21 protein-coding genes are annotated in these 22200 nt (G+C 69.2%); 9 read left to right on the top strand and 12 right to left on the bottom strand.

Annotated elements, in window-relative coordinates; all coding sequences use genetic code 11:
* Positions 1–78: 78 nt before the first annotated feature.
* From BLT81_RS02160 to BLT81_RS02145, 4 genes are all read left to right on the top strand, one after another.
* Positions 79–1245 (top strand): CaiB/BaiF CoA transferase family protein, encoded by a 1167-nt coding sequence (locus tag BLT81_RS02160; protein WP_019193199.1) that lies wholly within the window; start codon positions 79–81, stop codon positions 1243–1245.
* Positions 1246–1294: 49 nt separating this feature from the next.
* Positions 1295–2536, top strand: a complete 1242-nt coding sequence (locus tag BLT81_RS02155) for an acyl-CoA dehydrogenase family protein (protein ID WP_019193200.1) — start codon at positions 1295–1297, stop codon at positions 2534–2536.
* Between the two features lie 12 nt (positions 2537–2548).
* Positions 2549–3751 (top strand): acetyl-CoA C-acyltransferase, encoded by a 1203-nt coding sequence (locus tag BLT81_RS02150; protein ID WP_019193201.1) that lies wholly within the window; start codon positions 2549–2551, stop codon positions 3749–3751.
* A gap of 103 nt (positions 3752–3854) precedes the next feature.
* Complete coding sequence (locus BLT81_RS02145; protein ID WP_019193202.1) at positions 3855–4271, top strand: hypothetical protein; 417 nt, start codon at positions 3855–3857, stop codon at positions 4269–4271.
* Here BLT81_RS02145 and BLT81_RS02140 read toward each other — a convergent pair.
* The gene (locus tag BLT81_RS02140) at positions 4268–4879 is read right to left on the bottom strand and encodes a MazG nucleotide pyrophosphohydrolase domain-containing protein (RefSeq protein WP_019193203.1); all 612 of its coding nucleotides are present in this window, start codon (positions 4877–4879) and stop codon (positions 4268–4270) included. The genes BLT81_RS02145 and BLT81_RS02140 overlap by 4 nt on opposite strands.
* Positions 4880–4925: 46 nt before the next feature.
* On the opposite strand from BLT81_RS02140, the gene BLT81_RS02135 reads away from it, so the two are divergent.
* Entirely contained in the window at positions 4926–5561 is a 636-nt protein-coding gene (locus BLT81_RS02135) for an 8-oxoguanine DNA glycosylase OGG fold protein (protein ID WP_019193204.1), read from the top strand.
* A gap of 21 nt (positions 5562–5582) precedes the next feature.
* Here BLT81_RS02135 and dnaG read toward each other — a convergent pair whose 3' ends face one another.
* Positions 5583–7472, bottom strand: coding sequence for a DNA primase (gene dnaG / locus BLT81_RS02130; protein ID WP_019193205.1), 1890 nt, complete (start codon positions 7470–7472; stop codon positions 5583–5585).
* A gap of 53 nt (positions 7473–7525) precedes the next feature.
* Here dnaG and BLT81_RS02125 point away from each other — a divergent pair, with 53 nt between their 5' ends.
* Complete coding sequence (locus BLT81_RS02125; protein ID WP_081582815.1) at positions 7526–7918, top strand: guanyl-specific ribonuclease; 393 nt, start codon at positions 7526–7528, stop codon at positions 7916–7918.
* A 43-nt stretch (positions 7919–7961) separates the two neighbouring features.
* On the opposite strand, the gene BLT81_RS02120 is transcribed toward BLT81_RS02125, so the two are convergent.
* Entirely contained in the window at positions 7962–9260 is a 1299-nt protein-coding gene (locus BLT81_RS02120) for a deoxyguanosinetriphosphate triphosphohydrolase (RefSeq protein ID WP_019193207.1), read from the bottom strand.
* A 56-nt stretch (positions 9261–9316) separates the two neighbouring features.
* On the opposite strand from BLT81_RS02120, the gene BLT81_RS02115 reads away from it, so the two are divergent.
* Positions 9317–11329 carry a TPM domain-containing protein gene (locus tag BLT81_RS02115; RefSeq protein WP_019193208.1) on the top strand — a complete coding sequence of 671 codons (2013 nt, stop codon included), beginning with the start codon at positions 9317–9319 and terminating at the stop codon, positions 11327–11329.
* Positions 11330–11339: 10 nt separating this feature from the next.
* Here BLT81_RS02115 and BLT81_RS02110 read toward each other — a convergent pair whose 3' ends face one another.
* From BLT81_RS02110 to BLT81_RS02100, 3 genes are read right to left on the bottom strand one after another with little or no spacing between them, the layout of a single operon-like run.
* On the bottom strand, positions 11340–11741 hold the full coding sequence (locus tag BLT81_RS02110) for a hypothetical protein (protein WP_019193209.1): 402 nt from the start codon (positions 11739–11741) through the stop codon (positions 11340–11342).
* Positions 11738–12247, bottom strand: a complete 510-nt coding sequence (locus BLT81_RS02105; protein ID WP_019193210.1) for a hypothetical protein — start codon at positions 12245–12247, stop codon at positions 11738–11740. Before BLT81_RS02105 ends, BLT81_RS02110 begins: the two co-directional genes overlap by 4 nt.
* 3 nt (positions 12248–12250) lie before the next feature.
* A complete protein-coding gene (locus BLT81_RS02100; RefSeq protein ID WP_019193211.1) occupies positions 12251–13630 on the bottom strand; it encodes a glycine--tRNA ligase in 1380 nt (459 codons plus the stop codon).
* Between the two features lie 244 nt (positions 13631–13874).
* Between BLT81_RS02100 and BLT81_RS02095 the strand changes: the two genes are divergently transcribed.
* Both BLT81_RS02095 and BLT81_RS02090 read left to right on the top strand, forming a co-directional pair.
* A complete protein-coding gene (locus tag BLT81_RS02095; protein WP_019193212.1) occupies positions 13875–14330 on the top strand; it encodes an ArsR/SmtB family transcription factor in 456 nt (151 codons plus the stop codon).
* Between the two features lie 11 nt (positions 14331–14341).
* Positions 14342–14773 carry a Fur family transcriptional regulator gene (locus BLT81_RS02090; RefSeq protein ID WP_040420665.1) on the top strand — a complete coding sequence of 144 codons (432 nt, stop codon included), beginning with the start codon at positions 14342–14344 and terminating at the stop codon, positions 14771–14773.
* A 787-nt stretch (positions 14774–15560) separates the two neighbouring features.
* Here BLT81_RS02090 and BLT81_RS02085 read toward each other — a convergent pair.
* Genes BLT81_RS02085 through BLT81_RS02060 form a run of 6 tightly spaced genes read right to left on the bottom strand, consistent with a single transcriptional unit; the run spans position 15561 to position 22175 of the window.
* On the bottom strand, positions 15561–16292 hold the full coding sequence (locus BLT81_RS02085; protein ID WP_019193215.1) for an isoprenyl transferase: 732 nt from the start codon (positions 16290–16292) through the stop codon (positions 15561–15563).
* Positions 16293–16299: 7 nt separating this feature from the next.
* Positions 16300–17019, bottom strand: coding sequence for a DNA repair protein RecO (gene recO, locus BLT81_RS02080; RefSeq protein WP_019193216.1), 720 nt, complete (start codon positions 17017–17019; stop codon positions 16300–16302).
* A 9-nt stretch (positions 17020–17028) separates the two neighbouring features.
* Entirely contained in the window at positions 17029–17967 is a 939-nt protein-coding gene (gene era / locus BLT81_RS02075) for a GTPase Era (RefSeq protein ID WP_081582816.1), read from the bottom strand.
* A gap of 10 nt (positions 17968–17977) precedes the next feature.
* Positions 17978–19873, bottom strand: a complete 1896-nt coding sequence (locus tag BLT81_RS02070; protein ID WP_051011408.1) for an FAD/NAD(P)-binding protein — start codon at positions 19871–19873, stop codon at positions 17978–17980.
* A 12-nt stretch (positions 19874–19885) separates the two neighbouring features.
* A complete protein-coding gene (locus BLT81_RS02065; RefSeq protein ID WP_019193219.1) occupies positions 19886–20821 on the bottom strand; it encodes an LLM class flavin-dependent oxidoreductase in 936 nt (311 codons plus the stop codon).
* A 19-nt stretch (positions 20822–20840) separates the two neighbouring features.
* Positions 20841–22175: an LLM class flavin-dependent oxidoreductase gene (locus tag BLT81_RS02060; protein ID WP_019193220.1), complete on the bottom strand. Its 1335-nt coding sequence runs from the start codon at positions 22173–22175 to the stop codon at positions 20841–20843.
* Positions 22176–22200 lie beyond the last annotated feature (25 nt).

Below are 22200 nucleotides of genomic sequence, written 5' to 3'. Positions count from 1 at the left end.
AGCACGTAATTAAGTATTGGACTGTACGAATCAACCGTGATTTTATTACCAAAACAACACAAGCACAAGGATAGTGACATGGACCATACCGAACTCGAGGACACACGCGGCCCGCTCAGCGGCGTCGTTGTCGCCGACTTCTCGCGGGTCCTCGCCGGCCCCTATTGCACGATGCTGCTCGCCGACCTCGGCGCCACCGTGATCAAGATCGAAGCGCCGCGCGGCGACGACACCCGCCAGTGGCTGCCGCCCTCCATCGACGGGCACAGCACCTACTTCCTCTCGATCAACCGCAACAAGCGCTCCATCGCGCTCGACCTGAAAAACGACGACGACCTGCGCACCGCGTACCGCATCGTCGACCGGGCCGACGTCCTCGTGGAGAACTTTAAGCCCGGTGGCCTGCTGCGCTTCGGGCTCGACCGCTCCCAAACGGCCGAGCGCTGGCCGGACCTCATCCACGCCTCCATCACGGGCTTTGGCACCAAGGGCGGGGCGAGCCTTCCCGGCTACGACCTGCTCGTCCAGGCGCTCAGCGGGTTCATGCACGTCACTGGCGACGCGGACGGGAATCCGCAGCGCGGGGGCTTCGCGCTTTTTGACATTTTCACCGGCCTCCACGCCGCCGTGGGCATCCTCGCGGCGCTGCAGGAGCGCTCCGCCACCGGCACCGCGCAGACCGTCGAGGTCAACCTGCTGTCCTCGGCGCTGTCGGCGATGGTGAACCAGACCGTCGCGTTCACCGCCGGCGGCCACGAGCCTTACCGCATGGGCAACGAGCACCCCAGCCTCTTCCCCTACGGCCCCTTCCGGGCCGGCGACGGGCAGGTGGTCATCTGCTGCGGTAACGACGACCAGTTTGCCACGCTCATGACAACGATCGGCCTGCCGGAGCTCGTCGCCGACCAGCGCTTTGCCTCCATGGAGCTGCGCAACAAGCACCGCACGCCGCTGCGCGCCGCCATCGAGGGCCGCCTCGCCGAGCGCGGCGTCGACGCTTGGCTCGAGGTGCTCAGCGCCGCCGGAGTGTGCTGCGCGCCCATCCTCACCGTCGGCGGCGGCGTGCGCTACGCCGAACAGCTCGGCCTCGACCCCATCTGGGTCGCCGCCGACGACGAGCGCTACCCCACCGTGGCCAACCCGATCACGCTCAGCCGCACCCCCGCCACGTGCAGGACGGCTCCCCCGGAGCTCAACGCCGACGAGGACTACGTGCGGCGGTGGCTGGACGGCGCCGCCCCCTAGACCGATGAACACACCCCCGCCACCGACGCCCCAGAAAGGAACCTGCACTATGACCGACACGAACCCCTCCGCCTACACCACGTCCGGCCTCGAGCGCTCCGACTTCCTCGGCCTCGACTCCACCCTGTCCGCCGAGGACGTGGCCATCCGCGACCGCATCCGCGACTTCGGCGAAAAGCACGTCCTGCCCATCATCAACGAATACTGGGAGCGCGCGGAGTTCCCCGAGGAGATCCTTCCGGCGCTCGCGGAGCTCGGCGTCGTGGGCACCTTCATCGAAGGCTACGGCTGTCCCGGCCTGACGCGCCGCCAAGCCGGCCTGGTCGCGCGGGAGATGGGGCGCATCGACGGCTCTGTGAACACCTTCTTCGGCGTGCACTCGAACCTGTGCATGGGCTCGATCTACATCCTCGGCAGCGAGGAGCAGCGCGAGCGGTGGCTGCCCGCGATGGCCCGTCTGGAAAAGACGGGCGCGTTCGCCCTGACCGAGCCGAACCACGGCTCCGACTCCGTCTCGCTGGAGACCTCCGCCCGCCGCGAGGGCGACACCTGGGTGCTCAACGGGCACAAGCGGTGGATCGGCAACGGGCACGCGGGCGACGTCATCGTGGTCTACGCCCGCGACGAAGGCGACGGCGAGGTCAAGGCGTTCGTGGTGGAAAAGGTCGACGGCGAGTACCCGGCGGGCTACGTGCCGGAGGTGATCACCGGCAAGATTGGCAAGCGCGCCATCCTGCAGGGCGACATCGTCATCACCGACGTCCGCGTCCCCGAGGAGAACCGCCTGAAAAACTGCTCCTCCTTCAAGGACGTGAACAAGGTCCTGGCCGCCACTCGCGGCGGCGCGTCCTATGAAGCGGTCGGCCACGCCATGGCGGCCTTCGAGATCGCCCGCTCCTACGCCCTGCAGCGCGAGCAGTTCGGCTCCCCCCTCGCCGCCTTCCAGCTGGTCCAGGAAAAGCTCGCCACTATGCTTTCCGACGTCACCCACCTGCAGCTCCTCGCGCACCGCATGGCGCAGCTGCAGGAGGAAGGCGCCTTCACCGGCCCGATGGCCTCCCTGATCAAGATGACCACCTCCCGCAAAGCGCTCGCGATCTGCCGCGAGGCCCGCGACATGATGGGCGGCAACGGCCTCCTGCTGGACAACCACGTCGCGCGCCACCTCACCGACATGGAAGTTGTGTCCACCTACGAGGGCACCGACTCCGTACAGGCGCTCATCGTCGGCCGCGAAATCACCGGCATCTCCGCCTTCACCGCCAAGAAGTCCCGCACGAGCGACAAGTAAAGGAAAACAACCATGACCAACGACGCCTACCTCGTCTCCGGCCTGCGCACCCCCGTGGGTAAGTACGGCGGGATCCTCTCCGACATCCGCGCCGACGACCTCGCTGCCACCGCCATCAAGGCGGTGGTGGAGGACGCTGGCATCGACCCCGCCGACGTCGACGACGTCATCCTGGGCAACGCGAACGGCGCCGGCGAGGACAACCGCAACGTCGCCCGCATGGCCTGGCTGCTCGCCGGCTTTCCCGACACCGTCCCCGGCTTCACCGTCAACCGCCTGTGCGCCTCCGGCCTCAACGCCATCACGGTAGCGGCGTCCCTGGTCAAAGCGGGCGACGCCGACATCATCGTCGCCGGCGGCGTCGAGTCCATGTCGCGCGCCCCCTGGGTGATGGAGAAGCCGAAGAAGGCCTTCGCCTCCCCCGGCGCGATCTTCGACACCTCGATCGGCTGGCGCTTCACCAACCCGGTCTTCGCCGCGCAGGAGAAGCTCACCTACTCCATGCCGGAGACCGCCGAGGAGGTCGCCCGCGTGAAGAACATCTCGCGCGAAGACGCCGACGCCTTCGCCGTGCAGTCCCAGCGCCGCGCGCACGAGGCCACCGAGGCGGGGCTGTTTGCCTCGGAGATCATCCCGATCACCGTGCCGCAGCGCAAGGCCGAGGACATCGTGGTCACCCGCGACGAGGGCATCCGCCCGAACACCACCCCCGAGGTGCTGGCCACGCTGCGCCCCGTCGTAGAGGGCGGCACCGTGGTCACCGCCGGCAACTCCTCCGCGCTCAACGACGGCGCCTCCGCCATCATCGTCTGCTCTGAGGCGGCCCTGAAGAAGTACGGCCTGACCCCGCGCGCCCGCGTGGTCGGCTCCGCGACGGCGGGCCTGGCGCCCCACATCATGGGGCTGGGACCGGTCCCGGCGACCCAAAAGCTGTTTGACAAGATCGGCTGGAGCGTCGACGACGTCGACGCGATCGAGCTCAACGAGGCCTTCGCCTCGCAGTCGCTGGCGTGCATCCGCGACCTCGGCCTCGACCAGGAGCGCGTCAACGCCTGGGGCGGCGCCATCGCCCTCGGCCACCCGTTGGGTTCCTCGGGCTGCCGCATTACCATCACCCTGCTCAACCGGATGGAAAAGGAGGGGGCAACACGCGGCCTGTCCACGCTGTGCATCGGCGTCGGGCAGGGGCAGTCGCTGGCGGTGGAGGCGGTCTAAACGTCGGTCGCGCGGAAGATGGGCGTCGATACGCACCATGCGTCACACAAATGCGCTAGAGTTTCATCCGACCCAGTCGTTTGATTCGGAAAAGGAACTCTCTATGCGCCGCATCGCCCCCGCCCTGACCGCGGGCCTGATCGCCGCGGCGGCCCTCGCCGCCCCCGCTCAGGCACAGACCCAGCCCAACTACCTCGAGCTGCTGAAGATCGTCAACGGCAACGTCGCCACCGCCGACTGTGGCCTCGTGGGCACGGCCCTTCGGGCCACCGGCTTTGTCACCGACCAGACCACCCGCTCCGGCCTGGTCACCAGCCTGAACAAGGCCATCGGCGACGACGCCGCCCTGCGCCTCGTCGCCTCCGGCACCATCAGCGCCGTGGGCGACCGCGCACTCGAGTGCGGCGTGGTCAAGCCGGACCCTGAGACGCCCGTCGACCAGGCCCTCAAGCTCAGCTCGCAGCTGTCCTCCCAGGCGGGGCTGCCGCAGATCCGCGACCTCGTGCCCACCCTGCGCTAGGTCGCCCCGGGCGCGCCTTCCCGGCGCTTGCCCTCGGCCCAGAGGCGGTCCTGCTCCTCGAGGCCCACGAGTCCCGTGCTCCCGTCGAAAAGATAGGGGGCGCGGGACTTCATCTTGTCCACGAAGGCCGCCGCGACGTCCGCGAGGTCGAAGGCGCCGCGCTCCCGGGCGAGCTCGGCGTGGAAAAGCACCTGCAGGAAGACGTCGCTAAGCTCCGCGCGCATCTGCGCGTCGTCCCCGCCGCGCACGGCCGCCGCGAACTCGCGGGCCTCTTCCTCGAGGTAGGCAAGCAGCGACTCGTGCGTCATCGAACGCTCCCATTCTCCCCGCTCACGCGCGCGGCGCATCGTCTCCTCCGCCTGCGCGAGCGGGTCCGCAAGGCTCGGCACCACGATCGTGTCCTCGGACTCCGCTCGCTTCACGACGTCAGGATCGCCCGCGTCCGTCGTCACCAGCCACCCCCCAGCCCCGCCCGGGGTGACATCGGCCAGCGCCCACCGCACAGACACCGGGACCTCGGAGGTGTACTCCACCGGCCCGGTGATGCGTGAGGCCACCCCCAGCGGGATCATGTCGGGCCAGCGCGGATCGAGGACAAGGATGGTCATGCGCCCAATCCTATTGGGGCCGGGCCCGTCTGCCACAATGGACCGTATGAACCAGATCCTCGACGCCCTGAAGGCGACCGCCCCCACCGCCAGCGACGTCATGAACCACTCGGTGACCTTCTCCCCCCGCCGCTGGAAGACCGGCTGGCCGCACCACCTGCGCCGCGTCCCGCCCTTCCGCGACGACGCCACCGCCACACTCACCCGGGCCGAGGTCTTCCTCTTCGCCGGCGCCGTCGTCGACTCCGGCTTCCAGCGCGAGCAGATCATCGATTTCCTCGGCGCCACCCTCGCCTATGGGGCGGGCCAGTCCCCGGACGTGCTGCTCCTGCAGCAGTTCCTGCGCAACAAGGGCAAGGCCACCGCGCTGCTCCAGGCCATCCGCGGCCTCGAGGGCGCAGAACCCGCCGAGCAGTACGCCGCCCTCACGGGGACCGGCCTGCGCCCGAAGTACGCCTCGCTCGTGGCCTACTTCCTCGCCGGCCCGCAGGAGGCGGGCGACGACAAGCCGGTGATCATCTGCTCGAAGCGCGCCGCCGTTGCCGGCCTGCCCGCCGACCACGACTGGAGCGGCGAGGAGTACGGCGAGTACCTCACGCGCCTGCGCGCCGCGCGCGACGAGTACGATTCCGGGCTCGCCGTCGACGCCGTGGAGTTCGCGGCGCGTCAGTTCGCCGACTAGGACGCCCGGGGCCCGGCGGGCCTACGCCCCCCGGAACGCCCTGTCGTTGAGTTCGCGGCGCGCCTGCTCGAGGGCAATGAGGTCGGAGAACAGGGCGTTGTAGGACTGCTCGTCGTCGCTCGGGCGCATGCGCTGCAGCTGCGCCTTGAGCTGCGCGATCTGATCTCCCACCCGCGTCTCCTGCAGCCGCGAGAGCACCGAGTCCGCGTAGGCGTCCACGCCGTCGGCGTGGATTTCTTCCAGCGCCAGCTCCGAGACGAAGTTGCGCCCCGCCACCGTGGCCATCTCACCGGCCACCTGCGGCAGCCACGACGCGCCCTCGCTGGCCCCCGCCGCCCCTCCCGCGGCGGTGATCGCATCGCGCACCTGGCGGTACGCCGGGTTGGTGAAGGCATCCGGGTTGATGCCGTCGAAGTAGTCCCCCGCCGCGTCCGGGTACTGCAGGGCGAGCTTCAGGGCCTCGCGCTGGGGCCACAGCAGCGGGTCGTTCGGGTCGGGCAGGATGAGCACCGGCTCGTTCGCGTTGACCGGCTCCTCCGCTGCCGCGCGGCGCAGCGCGCGTTTCTGCTTCTTCGGGCGCTTCGCCTCCGCGCGCACCTGCTCGAGGACCTCGTCCGGGTTCGGCCAGCCGACCCAGCCGGCGAGGCGGCGCGCGTACTCGGTCTGTAGGACCCTGTCGGAGATTCCGGCGACGACGGGGACGGTGCGTCGCAACGCTTGCAGGCGCCCCTCCGCCGTGTCGAGCGGGTAGGCGCTCAGGAGGGACTCGATGACGAACTCGAGCATGGGCACCCGGGACGCCACGAGGTCGCGCACCGCGGTGTCGCCCTTGGCCAGACGCAGGTCGCACGGGTCCATGCCGTCGGGGGCGACGGCGACGAAGGACTGGCCCGTGAACTGCTGGTCCCCCTCGAAGGCGCGCAGCGCGGCCTTCTGCCCCGCCTCGTCGCCGTCGAAGGTGTAGATGAGCTCGCCGCGGAAGAAGTTGTCGTCGAGCATGAGGCGTCGGATGATGGCCAGGTGCTCCGCGCCGAAGGCGGTGCCGCACGAGGCGACGGCCGTTTTCACCCCGGCCGCGTGCATCGCCATGACGTCGGTGTAGCCCTCCACGATCACCGCCTGGTGCCCCTCGGCGATGTGCTTTTTCGCCAGGTCCAGGCCGAACAGGACCTTGCTCTTGTGGTAGAGCATCGTGTCCTGGGTGTTCATGTACTTGCCCATCGGGTCGTCCTCAAACAGCTTGCGGGCGCCGAAGCCGATGACGTTGCCCGCCACGTCCTTGATGGGCCACAGCAGGCGGCGGCGGAACTTGTCAATGGGCCCGCGCCTGCCCATGCTGCTCAGCCCCGCGTCCTGCAGCTCCTCGACGCTAAAGCCTGTACGCAGCAGGTGCTTGGTCAGGGTGTCCCAGCCGTCGGGGGCGTAGCCGCACTCGAAGTGGTAGATGGTGTCTTTGTCGAAGCCGCGGCCGAGAAGGAAGGCGCGGGCCGGCTCCGCCTCCGAGGTCTCCAGCTGCTCGCGGTAGAACTCGTGCGCCGCCTTGTTCGCCGCCAACAGCCGGGCGCGGGTACCGGGTTTGACGTCGCGCGCGCCGGTCGACCCGCCCTGATAGTTGATGTGGTAGCCGATCTGCTCGGCGACCGCCTCCACCGCCTCGGGGAAACTCAGCTGCTCCATCTCCATGAGGAAGGAGAAGACGTCGCCGCCTTTACCCGTCGAAAAGCAGTGGTAGTAGCCGCGCGCGGGGCGGACGTGAAACGAGGGGGTCTTTTCGTCCTTGAAGGGGCTCAAGCCCTTCAGCGAGTCGTGGCCTGCGGGTTTGAGCTGCACGTACTCGCCGACGATCTCGTCGATCGGCGCCCGCTCGCGGATAGCCTGAATGTCACTATCCGGAATTCTGCCCCTAGCCATGGCTACATCGTAGCCCCGCGGTCAATTCCGCCGGCGCCAGTCGCTGTGGGAAGATGCTGCCCATGCGCCTTCCCGCCCTCATCGCCCTCGCCTGCGTGCCCGTCTGCCTCGTCGCCTGCGGGCCCGAGGGGCTGGCCCCCGCCAGCGGCTCCGCCGGCGTTTCTGCGTGCGGCTCGCTTCCCGACGAAGCGTGGGACACCATCCGCGCCGTCGAGGACGGCGGGCCCTTCCCGTACCCCGAACACGACGACCGTCGCTTCGGCAACTACGAAAACGTCCTCCCCGACGAGGACCTGGGCTACTACCGCGAATACACCGTGGACACGCCCGGCCTGAACCACCGCGGGCAGCGCCGCATTGTCACCGGGGGCGGCGCCGACGGCGACGTCGACGAGTGGTACTACACCGGCGACCACTACGAAAGCTTCTGCGAGGTGCAGTACTAGCAAGTACTAGCACTAGTGCATGCCGCGAAGAGTGCTCGCGGTTTTAGGCCATGAAGCCCGCGACCCCCGCAGACTTCTTCGCCGCCCGCTCCAGGCGCGACTCCGTCATGGACGCGATCTGGTCCACCACCACGCGCTCGCGCTCGGCGTCGGTGGCGGCCGCGGCCCACCACTGCTGGAACACCGTGTCCAGCGTGCCGGGGGCGCCGGCGAGCATGTAGTCGTAGACCCGAAAGATCCGGTCGCGCTGCCTGTCCTGGCGGCGCACGTGGGCGGGCATGTCCATGACGTAGAGCACCGCCACGGTCTTGAGCAGCCGGACCTCCGCCTCCGCCTCCGCGGGGATGACCAGGCGCCCGTACTGGCGGCCCAGCGCGCCCGACGGGTTCGCCTCGCACGCCAGGGCGTCGGGGTGGTTCGCCTCGTCGCCGCGGGTGGCGGTGGCCACCGCGCCGACGTAGCGGCCCACGAGCTCGGAGGTCAGCTGCTTGAGCCGGGTCCAGGAGGACAAGGTGTAGTCGAAGTCGGCGGCCGCGGCGATCGAGGGCAGCGCCCGCAGCCGGGCGGCCGCCTCGATGAGCTCGTCGGCCGTGCCGCCAAAGGCCTTCGCCCCCTTCTCCGCCAGCGCGGCCAGCTCGACCAAGTCCCACAGCACCTTGAGCGTGACGCGCCCGGAGACGATGCCGTCCTCCACGTCGTGCACCGAGTAGGCGATGTCGTCCGAGCAGTCCATCACCTGCGCCTCCATCGGCGGGGCCGCGTCCGTGTGGCCCTGGCGCAGCCACTCGAGAACGTCGGCGTCCTCGTCGTAGGCCCCGTATTTGCGGTTCGTCGAGCCGTCCGGGTTGGTGCGCGTCAGCGGGTACTTGCAGGCCGCGTCGAGGGAGGCGCGGGTCAGGTTCAGCCCGTAGGAGGTCTCCCCCACCAGCGACTTCGGTTCGAGGCGGGCGAGGATGCGCAGCGTCTGGGCGTTGCCCTCGAAGCCGCTCGCGGAGACGTCGTTCAGCGCTTTCTCGCCGTTATGGCCGTAGGGCGGGTGGCCGATGTCGTGGGTGAGCCCGGCCATCTCGCACAGGTCGGGGTCGAGTCCCAGGGCCTCGCCGATGCCGCGCGAAATCTGCGCGACCTCGAGCGAGTGCGTCAGGCGCGTGCGTGGGGTGTCTCCGTCGCGGGGGCCCACCACCTGAGTTTTGTCGGCGAGTCGGCGCAGGGCGGCCGAGTGCAACACGCGGGCCCTGTCGCGGGAAAACGCCCCACGCTCTTCGAAGCTCTCGACTATCTGCGAGCCCTTCGGCCCCTCCGGCGCGCGCCGCTCGGAATCGAACGTGGAATACGTGAACACACACCCAGCGTAGATGGCGCAGTCCCCGTGTCGGGGAAGCGACTACCCTAGTCACCATGAAAAAGCGCTCCCTTCGCATCCTCTCCGCCGCCCCGCTCGTCGCGGGCTGCGCCCTGATCGCCTCCCCCGCCGCCGCCGCGGCCGCGCCAGCACAGGCGCCCGTGCAGGTGCGCGCTCAGGCGCACGTGGTGGCCCAGGCCACGGCGACCGCGCCGGGCCGGCTGTCGGAGCCAGTCACCGACGAGGCCGGCGTGCTCTCCGGGGGCGACGTCGCGGAGATCGAAAGCGCCATTGACGGGGTTGCGCAGAACAGGCAGCTGGCCGTGCGCGTGGCTTTCCTCGACTCCTTCGGCGGGATGACCGCGGAGGAATGGGCGCAGGCCAGCGTCGACGCCTCCGGCTCGAACGTCGCGGTGGTGGCGATCTCGCCGACCGAACGTAGATTCGCCGTCGCGGGCGGAAGCATGTGGGGCCAGGGCGACATCGACGACATGTACGACGCCGCCTACGCGGAGCTGACCAGCGAGAACTGGGCGGGCGCCGCGCTCGCTGCAGTTGAGGCGGCGGCCGGCTCCTCCAGCGCCGCGAACATCGGCTGGGCGGTCGGCGGCGTCGGCGTGGCCGCCCTCGCCGGCGGCGGACTGTGGGCCGCCACGCGGCGCAACACCAAGAAGACGCAGGCGAAGCAGCTGGAGTCGGCCCGGGCGCTCGACCCCGGAGACACCGACGCGCTGTCCCAGCTGCCCACGCCGACGCTGCGGCAGCTTTCCCACGACGCGCTGGTCCAGGCCGACGAGTCCATCCGCCAGGGCAAGGAGGAGCTCGCGATCGCCACCGCCGAGTTCGGCGCGGAGCGCGTGCGCCCGTTCACCTCCGCCATGAACACCGCCACGTCGACGCTCGAGCGCGCCTTCGCCACCCACCAGCGCCTCAACAACGCCCTGCCGCAGGACGAGCCCGAGCAGCGCGCCATGCTCATCGACATCATCTCCTCCTGCGGCCAGGCCACGGAGGCGCTGCGCTCGCGCAGCACGGAGTTCAACGAGATGCGCGGCGTGCTCATGAACGCCACCGCTGAGGTTGACAAGATCACCCAACGCACGGTGGACATCCGCGCCCGTCTCGAGCCCGCGCAGTCGCTTCTCGACGCCCTCCGCCAGCGCCACTCCGAGCAGGTCCTGCAGTCCATCGAGGACAACGTCGAGGTCGCCGCGGCCTCCCTCGACGAGGCGGAACGCCTGCTCAACAAGGCCCGCGCCACAGCCGCGCAGCCCGCCGGCCGCCAGGGCGGGCTGGTGGACCTGCTGGCCTCCGCGTCCCACGCCGTCGAGGTCTCCGACACGAACCTCGCCGCCATCGAGCACGCCGAGGACAACATCCGCAGCGCCGAGGCGAACATCCCGGCCATCATCACTGAGATCGAGGAGGAGCTGCGGGAGATCGAGCAGCTCAAGAGCACCCAGCAGCACGGCGCGAAGGTCGACGTCGCCGCCCTCGATGCCATCGCCGCCGAGGCGCGCACCCAGCTCGGTGCCGTCGGCGACCGCGCCCACACCGACCCGCTGTCTCTCTACACCGAGCTGACCGACCTGGACTCGCGCATCGACGACGAGATCGACCGCGCCCGCGGCGCCGCCTCCGACCAGAAGCGCCAGCTGCAGATCGTGGATCAACAGCTCCGCGCCGCTGCGGCGCAGATCCAGAGCGCGGAGGATCTCATCAAATCCCGCGGCCGGATCATCGGCCCCCACGCCCGCACCCTGCTGGCCGAGGCGAAACGCCAGTTCAACGAGGCGCGCAACCTACGTATCAAGGACACCCGCTCCGCGATCGGGCTGGCGCGCCAGGCCACCGACACCGCGCGCCGCGCCTCCGCCGCGGCTAACGAGGACATCAGCCACTACCGCCGGCAGCGGGCCCAATCGACGGCGGGCGACGTCGCCAGCGCCGTCATCTGGGGCTCCCTCCTCTTCGGCGGCGGGAACAATAGCGGCGGCGGTGGCGGCGGCTTTGGCGGCGGCGGGGGGTTTTCCGGCGGCGGCCCCTCCGCCCGCGGCGGGATGTTCTAGGCGCGCCGTCCTAGTAGCGCATCCGCCGCGTCGGGGTGTCCACGTAGGTCAGCGCCCAAGAGATGAACACGAGATCGAGCGTGAGCTCGCCCCGGGGCGTGACGTCGAGGGAGCCGTCGGGGCGCCCGTGCGTCGTCGCGGCGATGGTCCCGTCCGCGCGCGCGATCTCGCGGCGCTTGCCGGACGTGCGGCGGGCGGTGTAGGTGCGGGTATCGCACTGCGCCTCATAGCGAGCGACGGTGAGGCCGGTTGCGCGCAGCCGGAAGGCGCGCCCCTCAGGGTCGACGGCGCGCACGTCGGTCGGGTCCTCCGAGACGAATCGCAGCCGGTGGCGCCCGAACTCCAGCACCCCGTCGGTGACGGAGGCGGGGGTGGGGGCGTCGACAAGCGTCGTGCCCTGCCAGCGCATCATTGCATCAGGAAGACGACGACCACGAACACCGACAGGAAGACGAGCGAGGCGATCAGCACGTTCGAGCTGATCATCTTCCGCGCCTCCAGCACCTCGCGCGACAGCCACGCGAGGGCGACGATGTCCGTGGGCGGCAAGGTCGTTTCGCCCTCGAACTCCAAGATCGCCTTGCGCACGCCGTTGTGATCCTGGGTGAATTGGCCCACCTTGTCGCCCGCGGCGTCGTCGATGATCCAGTTCTTCGAGGTCTCGGCGACGAGGGTGTAGCCGCGGCCCTCGACGCTCACGGGGATCTGTTTGTCGCGCTTGAGTGAGCCTTTCGCCTGGACGATGTCCGTGCCCTCGCGGTTAGCCACCGCCCCCGACTCCGCGGAGGCGACGAGCTGCCACGTCTCGTCGCCGACGGCGGCGCGCTCGTCCGTGAACACCGCGAGGACCTCCGGGCCCTCCTCTGCGAGGAGCTTGAGGTTGTCGCGGTCGCTGCGGTCCCAGCTGACGTAGTGCATCGGCTACGCCCCAATAAGACGGGCCGCGAGGTAGGCCTCGAGCTCGTCGATCTTCACGCGCTCCTGCTCCATCGTGTCGCGTTCGCGGACGGTGACGGCGCCGTCCGCGAGGGAGTCGAAGTCGTAGGTTACGCAGAACGGGGTGCCGATCTCATCCTGGCGGCGGTAGCGGCGGCCGATCGCGCCGGAGGTGTCAAAGTCGGTGTTCCAGTGCTGGCTCAGCGTGGCCGCGAGCTCCTCGGCCGGGCCGGACAGTTCCGGCTTCTTCGACAGCGGCAGGACAGCGACCTTCACCGGGGCGAGGCGGCGATCCAACTTGAGCACAACGCGGGTGTCGGTGCCGCCCTTGGCGTTGGGCGCCTCCTCCTCGGTGTAGGCGTCGATGAGGAAGGCCATCATCGCGCGGCCGAGGCCTGCCGCGGGCTCGATGCAGTACGGGATCCAGCGTTCGTTGGTCTCTTGGTCAAAGTAGGACAGGTCCTCGCCGGAGGCCTCCGCGTGGGTCTTGAGGTCGTAGTCGGTGCGGTTGGCCACGCCCTCGAGCTCGCCCCACGTCGAGCCGTGGAAGTTGAACGCGTACTCGACGTCGACGGTGCGCTTGGAGTAGTGCGACAGCTTCTCCTGCGGGTGCTCGTAGAGGCGCAGGTTGTCCGGGTTGATGCCCAGGTCCACGTACCACTGGTAGCGGTTGTCAATCCAGTACTGGTGCCACTTTTCGTCCTCGCCGGGCTTGACAAAGAACTCCATCTCCATCTGCTCGAACTCGCGGGTGCGGAAGATGAAGTTGCCCGGGGTGATCTCGTTGCGGAAGGACTTGCCGATGTTCGCGATACCGAAGGGCGGCTTCATCCGCGCGGACGTCATGACGTTTTTGAAGTTGACGAAGATCCCCTGCGCGGTCTCCGGGCGCATGTAGTGCAGGCCTTCTTCGTCGTCGACGGGGCCGAGGAAGGTCTTCATCAGGCCGGAGAAGGCGCGCGGCTCGGTCCACTTACCCGGCTGGCCGGTTTCCGGGTCGTTGATATCGGCGAGGCCGTTGGCCGGCGGGTGGCCGTGCTTTTCCTCGTACGCCTCGATGAGGTGGTCGGCTCGGTAGCGCTTATGGGTGTAGAGCGACTCAACGAGCGGGTCGGTGAAGACCTCGACGTGGCCGGAGGCGACCCACACCTGGCGCGGAAGAATGATGGACGTGTCCACACCGACGGTGTCCCTGCGGATCTGCACCATGTGACGCCACCACTGGCGCTTGAGGTTTTCCTTCAGCTCCACCCCGAGCGGGCCGTAGTCCCACGCGGAGCGCGTACCGCCATAAATCTCGCCTGCGGGGTAAACCAAGCCACGGCGCTTGCACAGGTTGACGACAGTATCAATGGTGGAGGCCACTTTTACTCCTCATTGGGTGCTCGAATACTGGACACGAAACAGTGCCCGCCCAGTCTAGCCGGTTTCGCCTCGGGGGCGGCCCGCAGGGGCCCGTAATGTTGTGTACGGGACACCTAAGAGTCATCAAGTTAGGACACGCGTATAATGTGGCTGAGAAGCGCGGTATCATGGGTGCCGATCCTAAGAAAACCCTGCGTTTTCGAGCAGACACACGTACAACACCCCTGTAAGGAGGTAGGCAAGCATGCACAGCTACTCGCTTGGCGACGTCGAAACCGCCGCCCGGGTCGCCAACGCCATGGACTCCCCCCTCCGCCTGCAGATCCTGTTACTGTTGACCAGCGGCGAGCACGTTGTCCATGAGCTCGTTAGCGAACTCGGTAAATCCCAGCCCCTCATCAGCCAGCACCTTCGCGTGCTCAAGCGTGCCAACCTGGTCACCTCAGCGCGCCGCGGCCGCGAGGTCCTGTACTCCCTCGCCTACCCCGAGGTCGCACAGGGCGTCCACTGCCTCATGCGTATGGCCACCCAGGCCGACGTCGTCGAGCTTGCTTCTCGACGCCCCTCCAGCGAGCCCCTGCCCGACAGCGACTCCTCGGGCGCCGCCGCCGCGGCCGCGATCATCGAACCCCCATCGGCGAACCGCCCCTCAGCTGACCCCGGCCTTGTACCGAGCACCCCGAAACCCAAACGCGACTAGACTAGGGCCCTATGCCCACACAACGCGCAACTCAGCCCAAGCAACCCAAGCTCGGCGTGCGCAACACGCGCCAGCGTGAAGCCGTGGTGCGCGTCCTGCAGGATGTCGACAAGTTTATCTCCGCTCGCTTCATCCACGACGAGCTCCTCTCCCGCGGAGACAAGGTCGGCCTCACCACCGTGTACCGCACCCTCCAATCACTCAACGACGTCGGCGCCGTCGACGTCCTCCACAACGCGGACGGCGAAACCCTCTACCGCCACTGCCTTACCGACGACCATCACCACCACCTCGTGTGCACCATCTGCGGGCGCAGCGAGGAAATCGAGGGCGGCCCGGTGGAAAAGTGGGCCCAGCTCGTCGCCGACCGGTTCGGCTACGAGCTCATCGGGCACGACGCCGAAGTGTACGGCGTGTGCCGCGCCTGCCAGCAGAACAGGTGACACGGGTCGTTCCCGCTGAGGTCGACCGGGTTTTGGGGCTGGTCGACCTCAACGCATGTGCGGGTTGCGCGACCTGGGGTTTTGCCCGCGCGTTTTCGCTGAGGTCGACCAGAGCGCCGGGCTAGTCGACCTCAACGCATCTGCGGGTTGCGCGACCTGGGGTTTTGTCTGCGCGTTTTCGCTGAGGTCGACCAGAGCGCCGGGCTAGTCGACCTCAACGCATCTGCGGGTTGCGCGACCTGGGGTTTTGTGCACGAGTTTTCCTTGAGGTCGACCAGGGCAGGCGGCCTAGTCGACCTCAACGTGTTTCCGGGTTCCGCGACCAGGGGTTTTGTCTGCGCGTTTTCGCCGAGATCGACCAGGGCAGGCGGCCTAGTCGACCTCAACGTAATTCCGGTGTGCGCCACCTGGGGTTTTGTGCACGAGTTTTCCTTGAGGTCGACCAGGGCAGGCGGCCTAGTCGACCTCAACGCATTTCCGGGTCGCGCGACCTGGGGTTTTGCATGCGCGTTTTCGCTGACGTCGACCAGAGCGCCGGGCTAGTCGACCTCAACGTAATTCCGGTGTGCGCCACCTGGGGTTTTGTGCACGAGTTTTCCTTGAGGTCGACCAGAGCGCCGGGCTAGTCGACCTCAACGCATTTCCGGGTCGCGCGACCTGAGGTTTTGCGCGCGCGTTGTCGCTGAGGTCGACCAGCACACCAGGCCTAGTCGACCTCAACGCATCTGCGGGTCACGCGAGCTGGGGTTTTGCCTCCAGGTCGCTGAGGTCGACCAGGGCACCAGGCCTAGTTCTTTTCCACCGCTCCCCCGAAGCGGCGGTCGCGCTTGGCGTATTCGAGGACGGCGTCGAAAAGATCCTGCGGCGTCAGGTCGGGGAAGAGTTTGTCCTGGTAAACCATCTCGGCGTAGGCCGACTGCCAGAGCAGGAAGTTGGAGGTGCGCTGCTCGCCGCTGGGGCGTAGGAAGAGGTCCACGTCGGGCATGTCTGGGCGGTACAGCCACTGGGGCAGGGTGTCCTCGGTGATGTCGCGGGGGTCGAGGCGGCCGTCGCGGGCAGCCGCGACGATCTGGCGGACGCCGTCGACGATCTCGGCGCGGCCACCGTAGTTGACGCACATGGCCAGGGTCAGGCCGGTGTTGTTGCGGGTGAGCTCCTCGGCGGCCTCCAGTTCGCGGATGACGCTGCGCCAGAGGCGGGGGCGGCGGCCGGCCCACACGATGCGGACGTTTTTCTCGTGGAGCTCTTCGCGGCGGCGGCGCATGACGTCGCGGGAAAAGCCCATGAGGAAGCGCACTTCGTCGGCCTCGCGGCGCCAGTTTTCCGTCGAGAAGCCGTAGGCGGACAACCACTCGACGCTGCCGAGCTCGAGGCAGGCGTTGACGCAGTCCATGAGGACCTTTTCGCCCCGCTTGTGGCCCTCCGTGCGCTTCATGCCGCGCTCGGCGGCCCAGCGTCCGTTGCCGTCCATCACGAGGGCGATGTGGCGGGGAATGAACTCGGGGCTGATGTCGACCATTGCCTTATTATGCCTGCTCCATGATCTTCAAACTGCGCACCCCCGTCTCAAGGTGCCACTGCAGGTGGGCGGAGGTTGCGCGGTGGACCTTTTCGGCGTGCTCGGCGCTGGCGGGGTGGCCGTGCTGGATCAGCCACATCGTGTGGAGCACTTCGGGGTCGACGTTCATCGCGCCCGGGGGGCGGCACGCGGTGCACACGGCCCCGCCGAGCTGCGGGCTGAACGCGGAGTGCGGGCCGGGGGCGCCACAGTTGGCGCAGTTGTACAGCGACAGGCCCCAGCCGGCGTTCTCGGTAGCGCGAAGGATAAACGCGTCGAGGGCGAGTGTGGGGTACTCGGCATCTTGGAGGGTGTGGAGGGCGGCGGCTGTGGCGTCGAAAAGCGAGGCGTCGGGGAGGTCGGCGTAGCTGAGCTTTTCTGCCGTCTCGAGGACCGCGCAGGCGGCGGTGTAGCGCTCGAAGTCGTCGATGATGCCCGCGCCGTAGTAGGTGACGGTGTCCGCCTGCGTGATCGTGGCCAGGTTGCGGCCCGGGTACAGCTGGACGTCGATGTTGACGAAGGGCTGGATGCGCGAGCCGAAGCGCGACCGCGTCTTGCGCACCCCCTTCGCCACCGAACGCACAAGGCCGTGGTCGCGGGTGAGCAGCACGACGACGCGGTCTGCCTCGCCGAAGTCGTAGGTCCGCACCACGAAGGCGCGGTCGCGGAAGCTGGGCGTGCGGGCCACCGGCACCCCCTAAAAGCCCAGCCGACCGAGGTGCTTCGGGTCCTGCTGCCAGTTCTTCAGCACCTTGATGCGCAGGTCGAGGAAGACATTGTGGCCGACGAGGTCGATGATCTGTTGGCGCGCGCGGTGCACGATGCCGCTCAGGCGGCGCCCGCCCGGGCCCTCGATGATGCGCTTTTGGCCCGGGCGCTCGAGGTACATCACCGCGTAGATCATGGTGCGGTTGTCGCGCTCGGGGTCGGGGTACATCTCGTCGATCTGGACGGCGACGGAGTGGGGCAGCTCGTCGCGCAGCCCGCGCAGGGCCTCTTCCCGGATGAGCTCGGCGATGCGGGTTTCGGTGTCCTCGTCGGTGGTATGCCCCACCGGATAGAAGCGCGGGCCGGGTGGGAGGAGGCTGGTGAGGACGTCGATAAGCACGTCGAGCTGGACGCGCTCGGTGGCGGAGACGGGCACAACCTCGCTGTCGGGGCCGAGGAGCTCGTGCAGCTCCAGGAGGCGCTCGCCGACCTGGTCCTTCGTGGCCTTGTCCAGCTTGGTCACGATGCCCACGATGGGCGTGCCCGGCTTGGTCTCGCGGATCTGCTCGAGGATGAAGCGGTCACCGGGGCCGATCTTCTCGTCGGCGGGCACGGTCAGGCCGATGAGGTCGACGTCCTGGAAGGTGTCCTTGACCACGTCGTTGAGGCGCTCTCCCAGCAGCGTGCGCGGCCGGTGAATGCCGGGGGTGTCCACGAGGACGAGCTGCGCCTCCTGCGTGTTCACGATCCCGCGGATCGGGTGCCGGGTCGTCTCCGGCTGGTCCGCCATGATCGCGATCTTCTCCCCCACCAGCGCGTTCGTCAGCGTGGACTTGCCGGTGTTGGGCCGGCCGACGAAGCTGACGAAACCGCTGCGAAAGCCCTCGGGCGTCGCCGTGAACTCGCTCGGGCCGGGAAGCATACTCATGCGGGAGATTCTACTGGCCGCCCCCTGCCACGCGGGCACCGCCGCGTATCGACGCCCCCAACAGCGCCCCACCACGCCCGAGAATCTCACGGGCGACAGCGTCCGCCTTGCGGAAACCCAGCGCGTTGACCCCCGGACGCGCGAACGGCGTTTCCGCGCCGCCACCGACCACGAGCGGGCCGAGCAGGAAGCGCTGCTGGTCCGGCGCGGCGGGCGCTTCCGGGATCGGGTGCCCGTGGGCGTCGACGGCGAAGGAGACCTCGTGCGGCTTCGTCACCGTGAGCTCGCCGCGGCTCAGCAGGCGCTGCAGGAGCGGGGCGGCGGCGCGGCGGGGGGAGGCGTCGGCGAGGAAGGCGTCGACAAGCGTGCTGGCGACAACGGGCGGCTCGCCGACGCGCGGCGAGGAGGCCTCGAAGCCCGCGGCCCCGACGCTGACGCGCAGCCGGGGGCCGAGGAAGCGCACGATGCCCGCGCGGTGCAGCGCGAGCAGCTGCGCCACGCGCTGCGGCGGCGGCCCGCTGGCGACGTAGGAAAACAGCCGGAACAGGTGGCGGCGCAGGCTCTCCCGGTTTTGTGGCGAGGTGAACTCGCCGGCCGCCTCGAGCTCGTAGGCGCGCACGTAGATCTGCAAGATCATGGAGAGCACCGCCGCGTCCTCGGAGTTCGCGCTGTCGAAGACGCGCTCGAGGCGGTTAGCGATCGTCTCCTCCACCGCCCCCTCGACCTCCGCGCGGTCCGCAAAGTCCCGGTCGAGCGGGTCGACGAGGCCAGCAAAGTCCCAGCGGTGCGCCGGGTCCGGGAAGGCCCGCTCGAGGTAGTCGGCGTCAAGTTCCGCGGCGCCCTGCCCGCCGAGGGAACGCGGCAGCAGCGTGGCCAGCTGCTTCTCGTGGACCTCCCACGGCACCGTGACGCGCTCGGGGTGTGCCTCGAACAGGTGGCGGTCGAAGGCGTAGCGCAGGTTCCACTCGATGAGCGGCACGACGTCGGCGTGGTAGTCCAGCGCCCGGTCCCCGCGCACCGCGTGGAGCGATTCCGCGTCGAGGTAGCGGGCCTTCGGGAGCTCACCCTCGTAGGAGTACGTCAGCTTCGGCAGGTGGGTCGTGCCGCGGCCCGAGCCGACCCACAGGATAGGTTCCCGTCCGCTGGGCTCGTAGGCGAGACCGCCGGGCGCGCCCGGATCCGCGACGTAGCGGCCCCCGCGCTCCTCGGTGAGCAGCACCATCGCGTCGATGAAAGCCAGGCCGAATCCGCGCACGATCGCGGGCTCGCCCGGCGCGACGACGGAGAGGTCAATGTCCGCGGTAAAGCCCGGGGCGACGTAGGTCAGGCCTCGCGCCCTCGCCTGGGCGGCGAGCGACTGCGGGCCCGCCTCGGACTCGACGTCCACGTGGCCGAGGCAAAGCACGAGGTAGTCGATGTCGGTGAGGCGGGAGCCGTCGGAAAGCTCCACGGCCTGGTCGGAGCCTGCGCCGGTGGCGTCGACCGCCTCCGCGCGATGCACCGTCACCCGCGAACCCGCGCGCGCAAGGTCGCGCTCGGCGCGGTGGAAGGCCTCCTCCAGGTAGGCCGACATGACGCGGCGGCTGGCGAAGACCTTGCCGTTGGCCTTCGTGTCCTCAGCCTGCCCCGCCCGGACGACGAACTCCTCCAGGGTGGGGCCGGGCACCACGGGGCCGTCCATCTCCACCGACTCGTCGGCGTAGATGGTCACGTCCTGGGCCTCCGAGTTCATCCACAGAAGCGGCGACTGGTCGCGGCGCCAGATGCGCCCGCCCCCGGCGGGGTACGGGTCGACGACGTGGATATCCAGCGTCGGCGCGTTCGCGCCGGCCTCGGTCACGGCGGCGGCGAGACGCAGCAGGATCCCCGTCGTGCGCGGGCCGCCGCCGACGAAGACGACTCTCATCGCGTCCCCCATCTACGCCAGCCCCAGGCGCGCGCGCAGCGACCGCGAGCCCGCGTGGTGGCCAAAGCGGCCGTTGCTGTCGCGCACGAGCGTGGCCAGAGCCCGGACGGCCGCGGCGTCGTTGTCGGCGATCTCCAGGTGCACCCCGCGCAGGCCCCCCTCGCGGGCGGCGGTGAGCTGCTCGTCGAACCACGCGCCGATCTCAGCCGCGCCCGCGGGCGCCTCCAGGGCCGGCAGCACGGCCCCCTGCTCCGCTCGCGCCCGCTCGAGGGCGTCGGGGCCGGTGAGCAGGACGACGTCGGCGGCGGCAGCGGCCGGGGTCTGCGCGGACTCCGAGCGCACGAACACCGGCGGGGTGCCCTGCGGCGGCTGCGGGGTGATCGAGGGCCCCTTGATGGTGTATTCCTTGCCCACGCTGTCCGTCAGCGTGGCGTCGACGTAGTTCACCCGGTCGAGGTCGAGGAAGCGGCCGGTGCGCGCGTCGCGGATCTCGGCGTCGGCGTCCCACGAGGTCCACAGCTTCCGCACAACGTCGATGACCTGCACGGTTTCCGCCCAGGCGGCCTCGCTCGGCGCGGCGGGGCGCCGTCCGGTGGCGGCCGCGTCTTCCTCGCTCAGCGAGGGCGCCGCCAGCCACTCGCCGCGGGCACGGGCCACGTAGTCCAGCGACGCCGTCGCCGTGGACACGTGGAAAGGCTCGGTGTGGGTCGTGGAGATCTCCGGCACGATGCCGATCTGCCGGGTCCGCGCGCCCAGGTAAGGCGCCAGCGTGGAGGCGTCGACGGGCACGTCGGGGGCGGCGTTGACGAAGCTGTCGGCGAGGGTGACCAGGTCGATCCCGGAGGCGTCGAGAAGCCGTACTCGCTTTTCGACGTCCTCGGGGGCGCCCACGGACAACCCCACCGAGATGATGAAGTCGGAGGGGCGGGCGGTGGTGGTGTGCGTCATGGTGTGCTCCTTGTCTGTGTTAGGCGTTCGCGCGTGCGGCGGCCCAGTCGGCCGCGGGTCGGGCGGCGGGCAGGCCAAGGTGGTCGCGCAGGGTGGTGCCCTCGTAGCGCTCCGGGTAGGCGCCGCGCTCCTGCAGCTCGGGCACGACGCGGTCGACGAACTCGTCGAGGCCGCCCGGCGTGATCGGCGGAACGAGGATGTAGCCGTCAGCAGCGAAGTTCTGCACGCGGTGGATGAGGTCCTCAGCGATCTGCGCCGGCGTGCCCACGAGCGCGGCACGTCGGCTCACGCGCACCACGAGGTCGCGGATACTCAGGTTCTCCGCCTCAGCGAGCGCGCGCCACTTCGCGACGGTCGCAGGGGCGTCCTGGTTGTAGCGCACCTCACGGCCCTGGGAGGCCGGCTTGTTCGGGTCCTCCACCACCGGGTCGACCTCCGGCAGCGGGCCGTCCGGGTCGTAGCTGCTCAGGTCGCGGTTCCACACCCTTTCCACAAAGGCGATGGCGCCGGCCCCGCTGACCTGCTGGTACTCGATGTCGAGGCGGTGCTCCTGCGCCTGCTCGGGGGTGTCGCCGATGAAGAAAGAAATACCCGGATAGATCTTCAGCGAATCGTCGCTGCGGCCGAAGCGGCGCAGCCGCTCGTGGACGTCCGCGTAGAACTTCTGCCCGTCCTCCAGGCCGTTGTTCAGGGTGAAGATGACGTCGGCGGAACCTGCCGCGAAGTCGCGCCCCGCGGGCGAGTTGCCCGCCTGGAACACCACCGGGTGCCCCTGGACGGGCGTGGGGATCCCGCCGGGAGAGGAAAACGTGAAGAAGTCCGTGCTGTGCCGCACCTCGCCGTGAGGGCCGGCGTCCCAGAGCTCGCGCGCCGAGGCGATGAAGTCGACCGCGCGGTGGTAGCGGTCCGCGTAATCGAGGAAGCCCCCGCGGCGGAAGTTCGCCCCGGTGAACGAGTCGGGCGTGGTCACCGCGTTCCACGCGGCGCGCCCACCGGAGAGCACGTCCACGCTCGCGATCTGTCGCGCCAGCTCGTAGGGCTCGTTGAACGTGGTGCTCAGCGTGCCCACGAGGCCGATGCGCCGGGTCACCGCCGCGAGTGCGGCGAGCGCGGTCAGCGTGTTGGGGCGCCCGGCGACGTCGAGAACATCGACCTGGCCCTTGTCCTCGCGCAGGCGCAGGCCCTCGGCTAGGAAGAAGAAGTCGAACAGGCCGCGCTCCGCGGTCTGGGCGAACCGGCGGAAGGAATCGAACTCGATGTGGCTGCCCGAATCCGGGTGCGCCCACACCGTCGTGTTGTTCACGCCCGGGAAGTGCGCCGCCAGGTGAACCCTGCGGGTGGTGTCTTCGGTCATTGTGTTTCTCTCCTTAAACGTTGTA

This window comes from Corynebacterium timonense (genome assembly GCF_900105305.1).
Lineage (GTDB): Bacteria > Actinomycetota > Actinomycetes > Mycobacteriales > Mycobacteriaceae > Corynebacterium > Corynebacterium timonense.
Note: the sequence above shows the minus strand (reverse complement) of the source record. Positions and strands in the feature narration are given on the sequence as shown.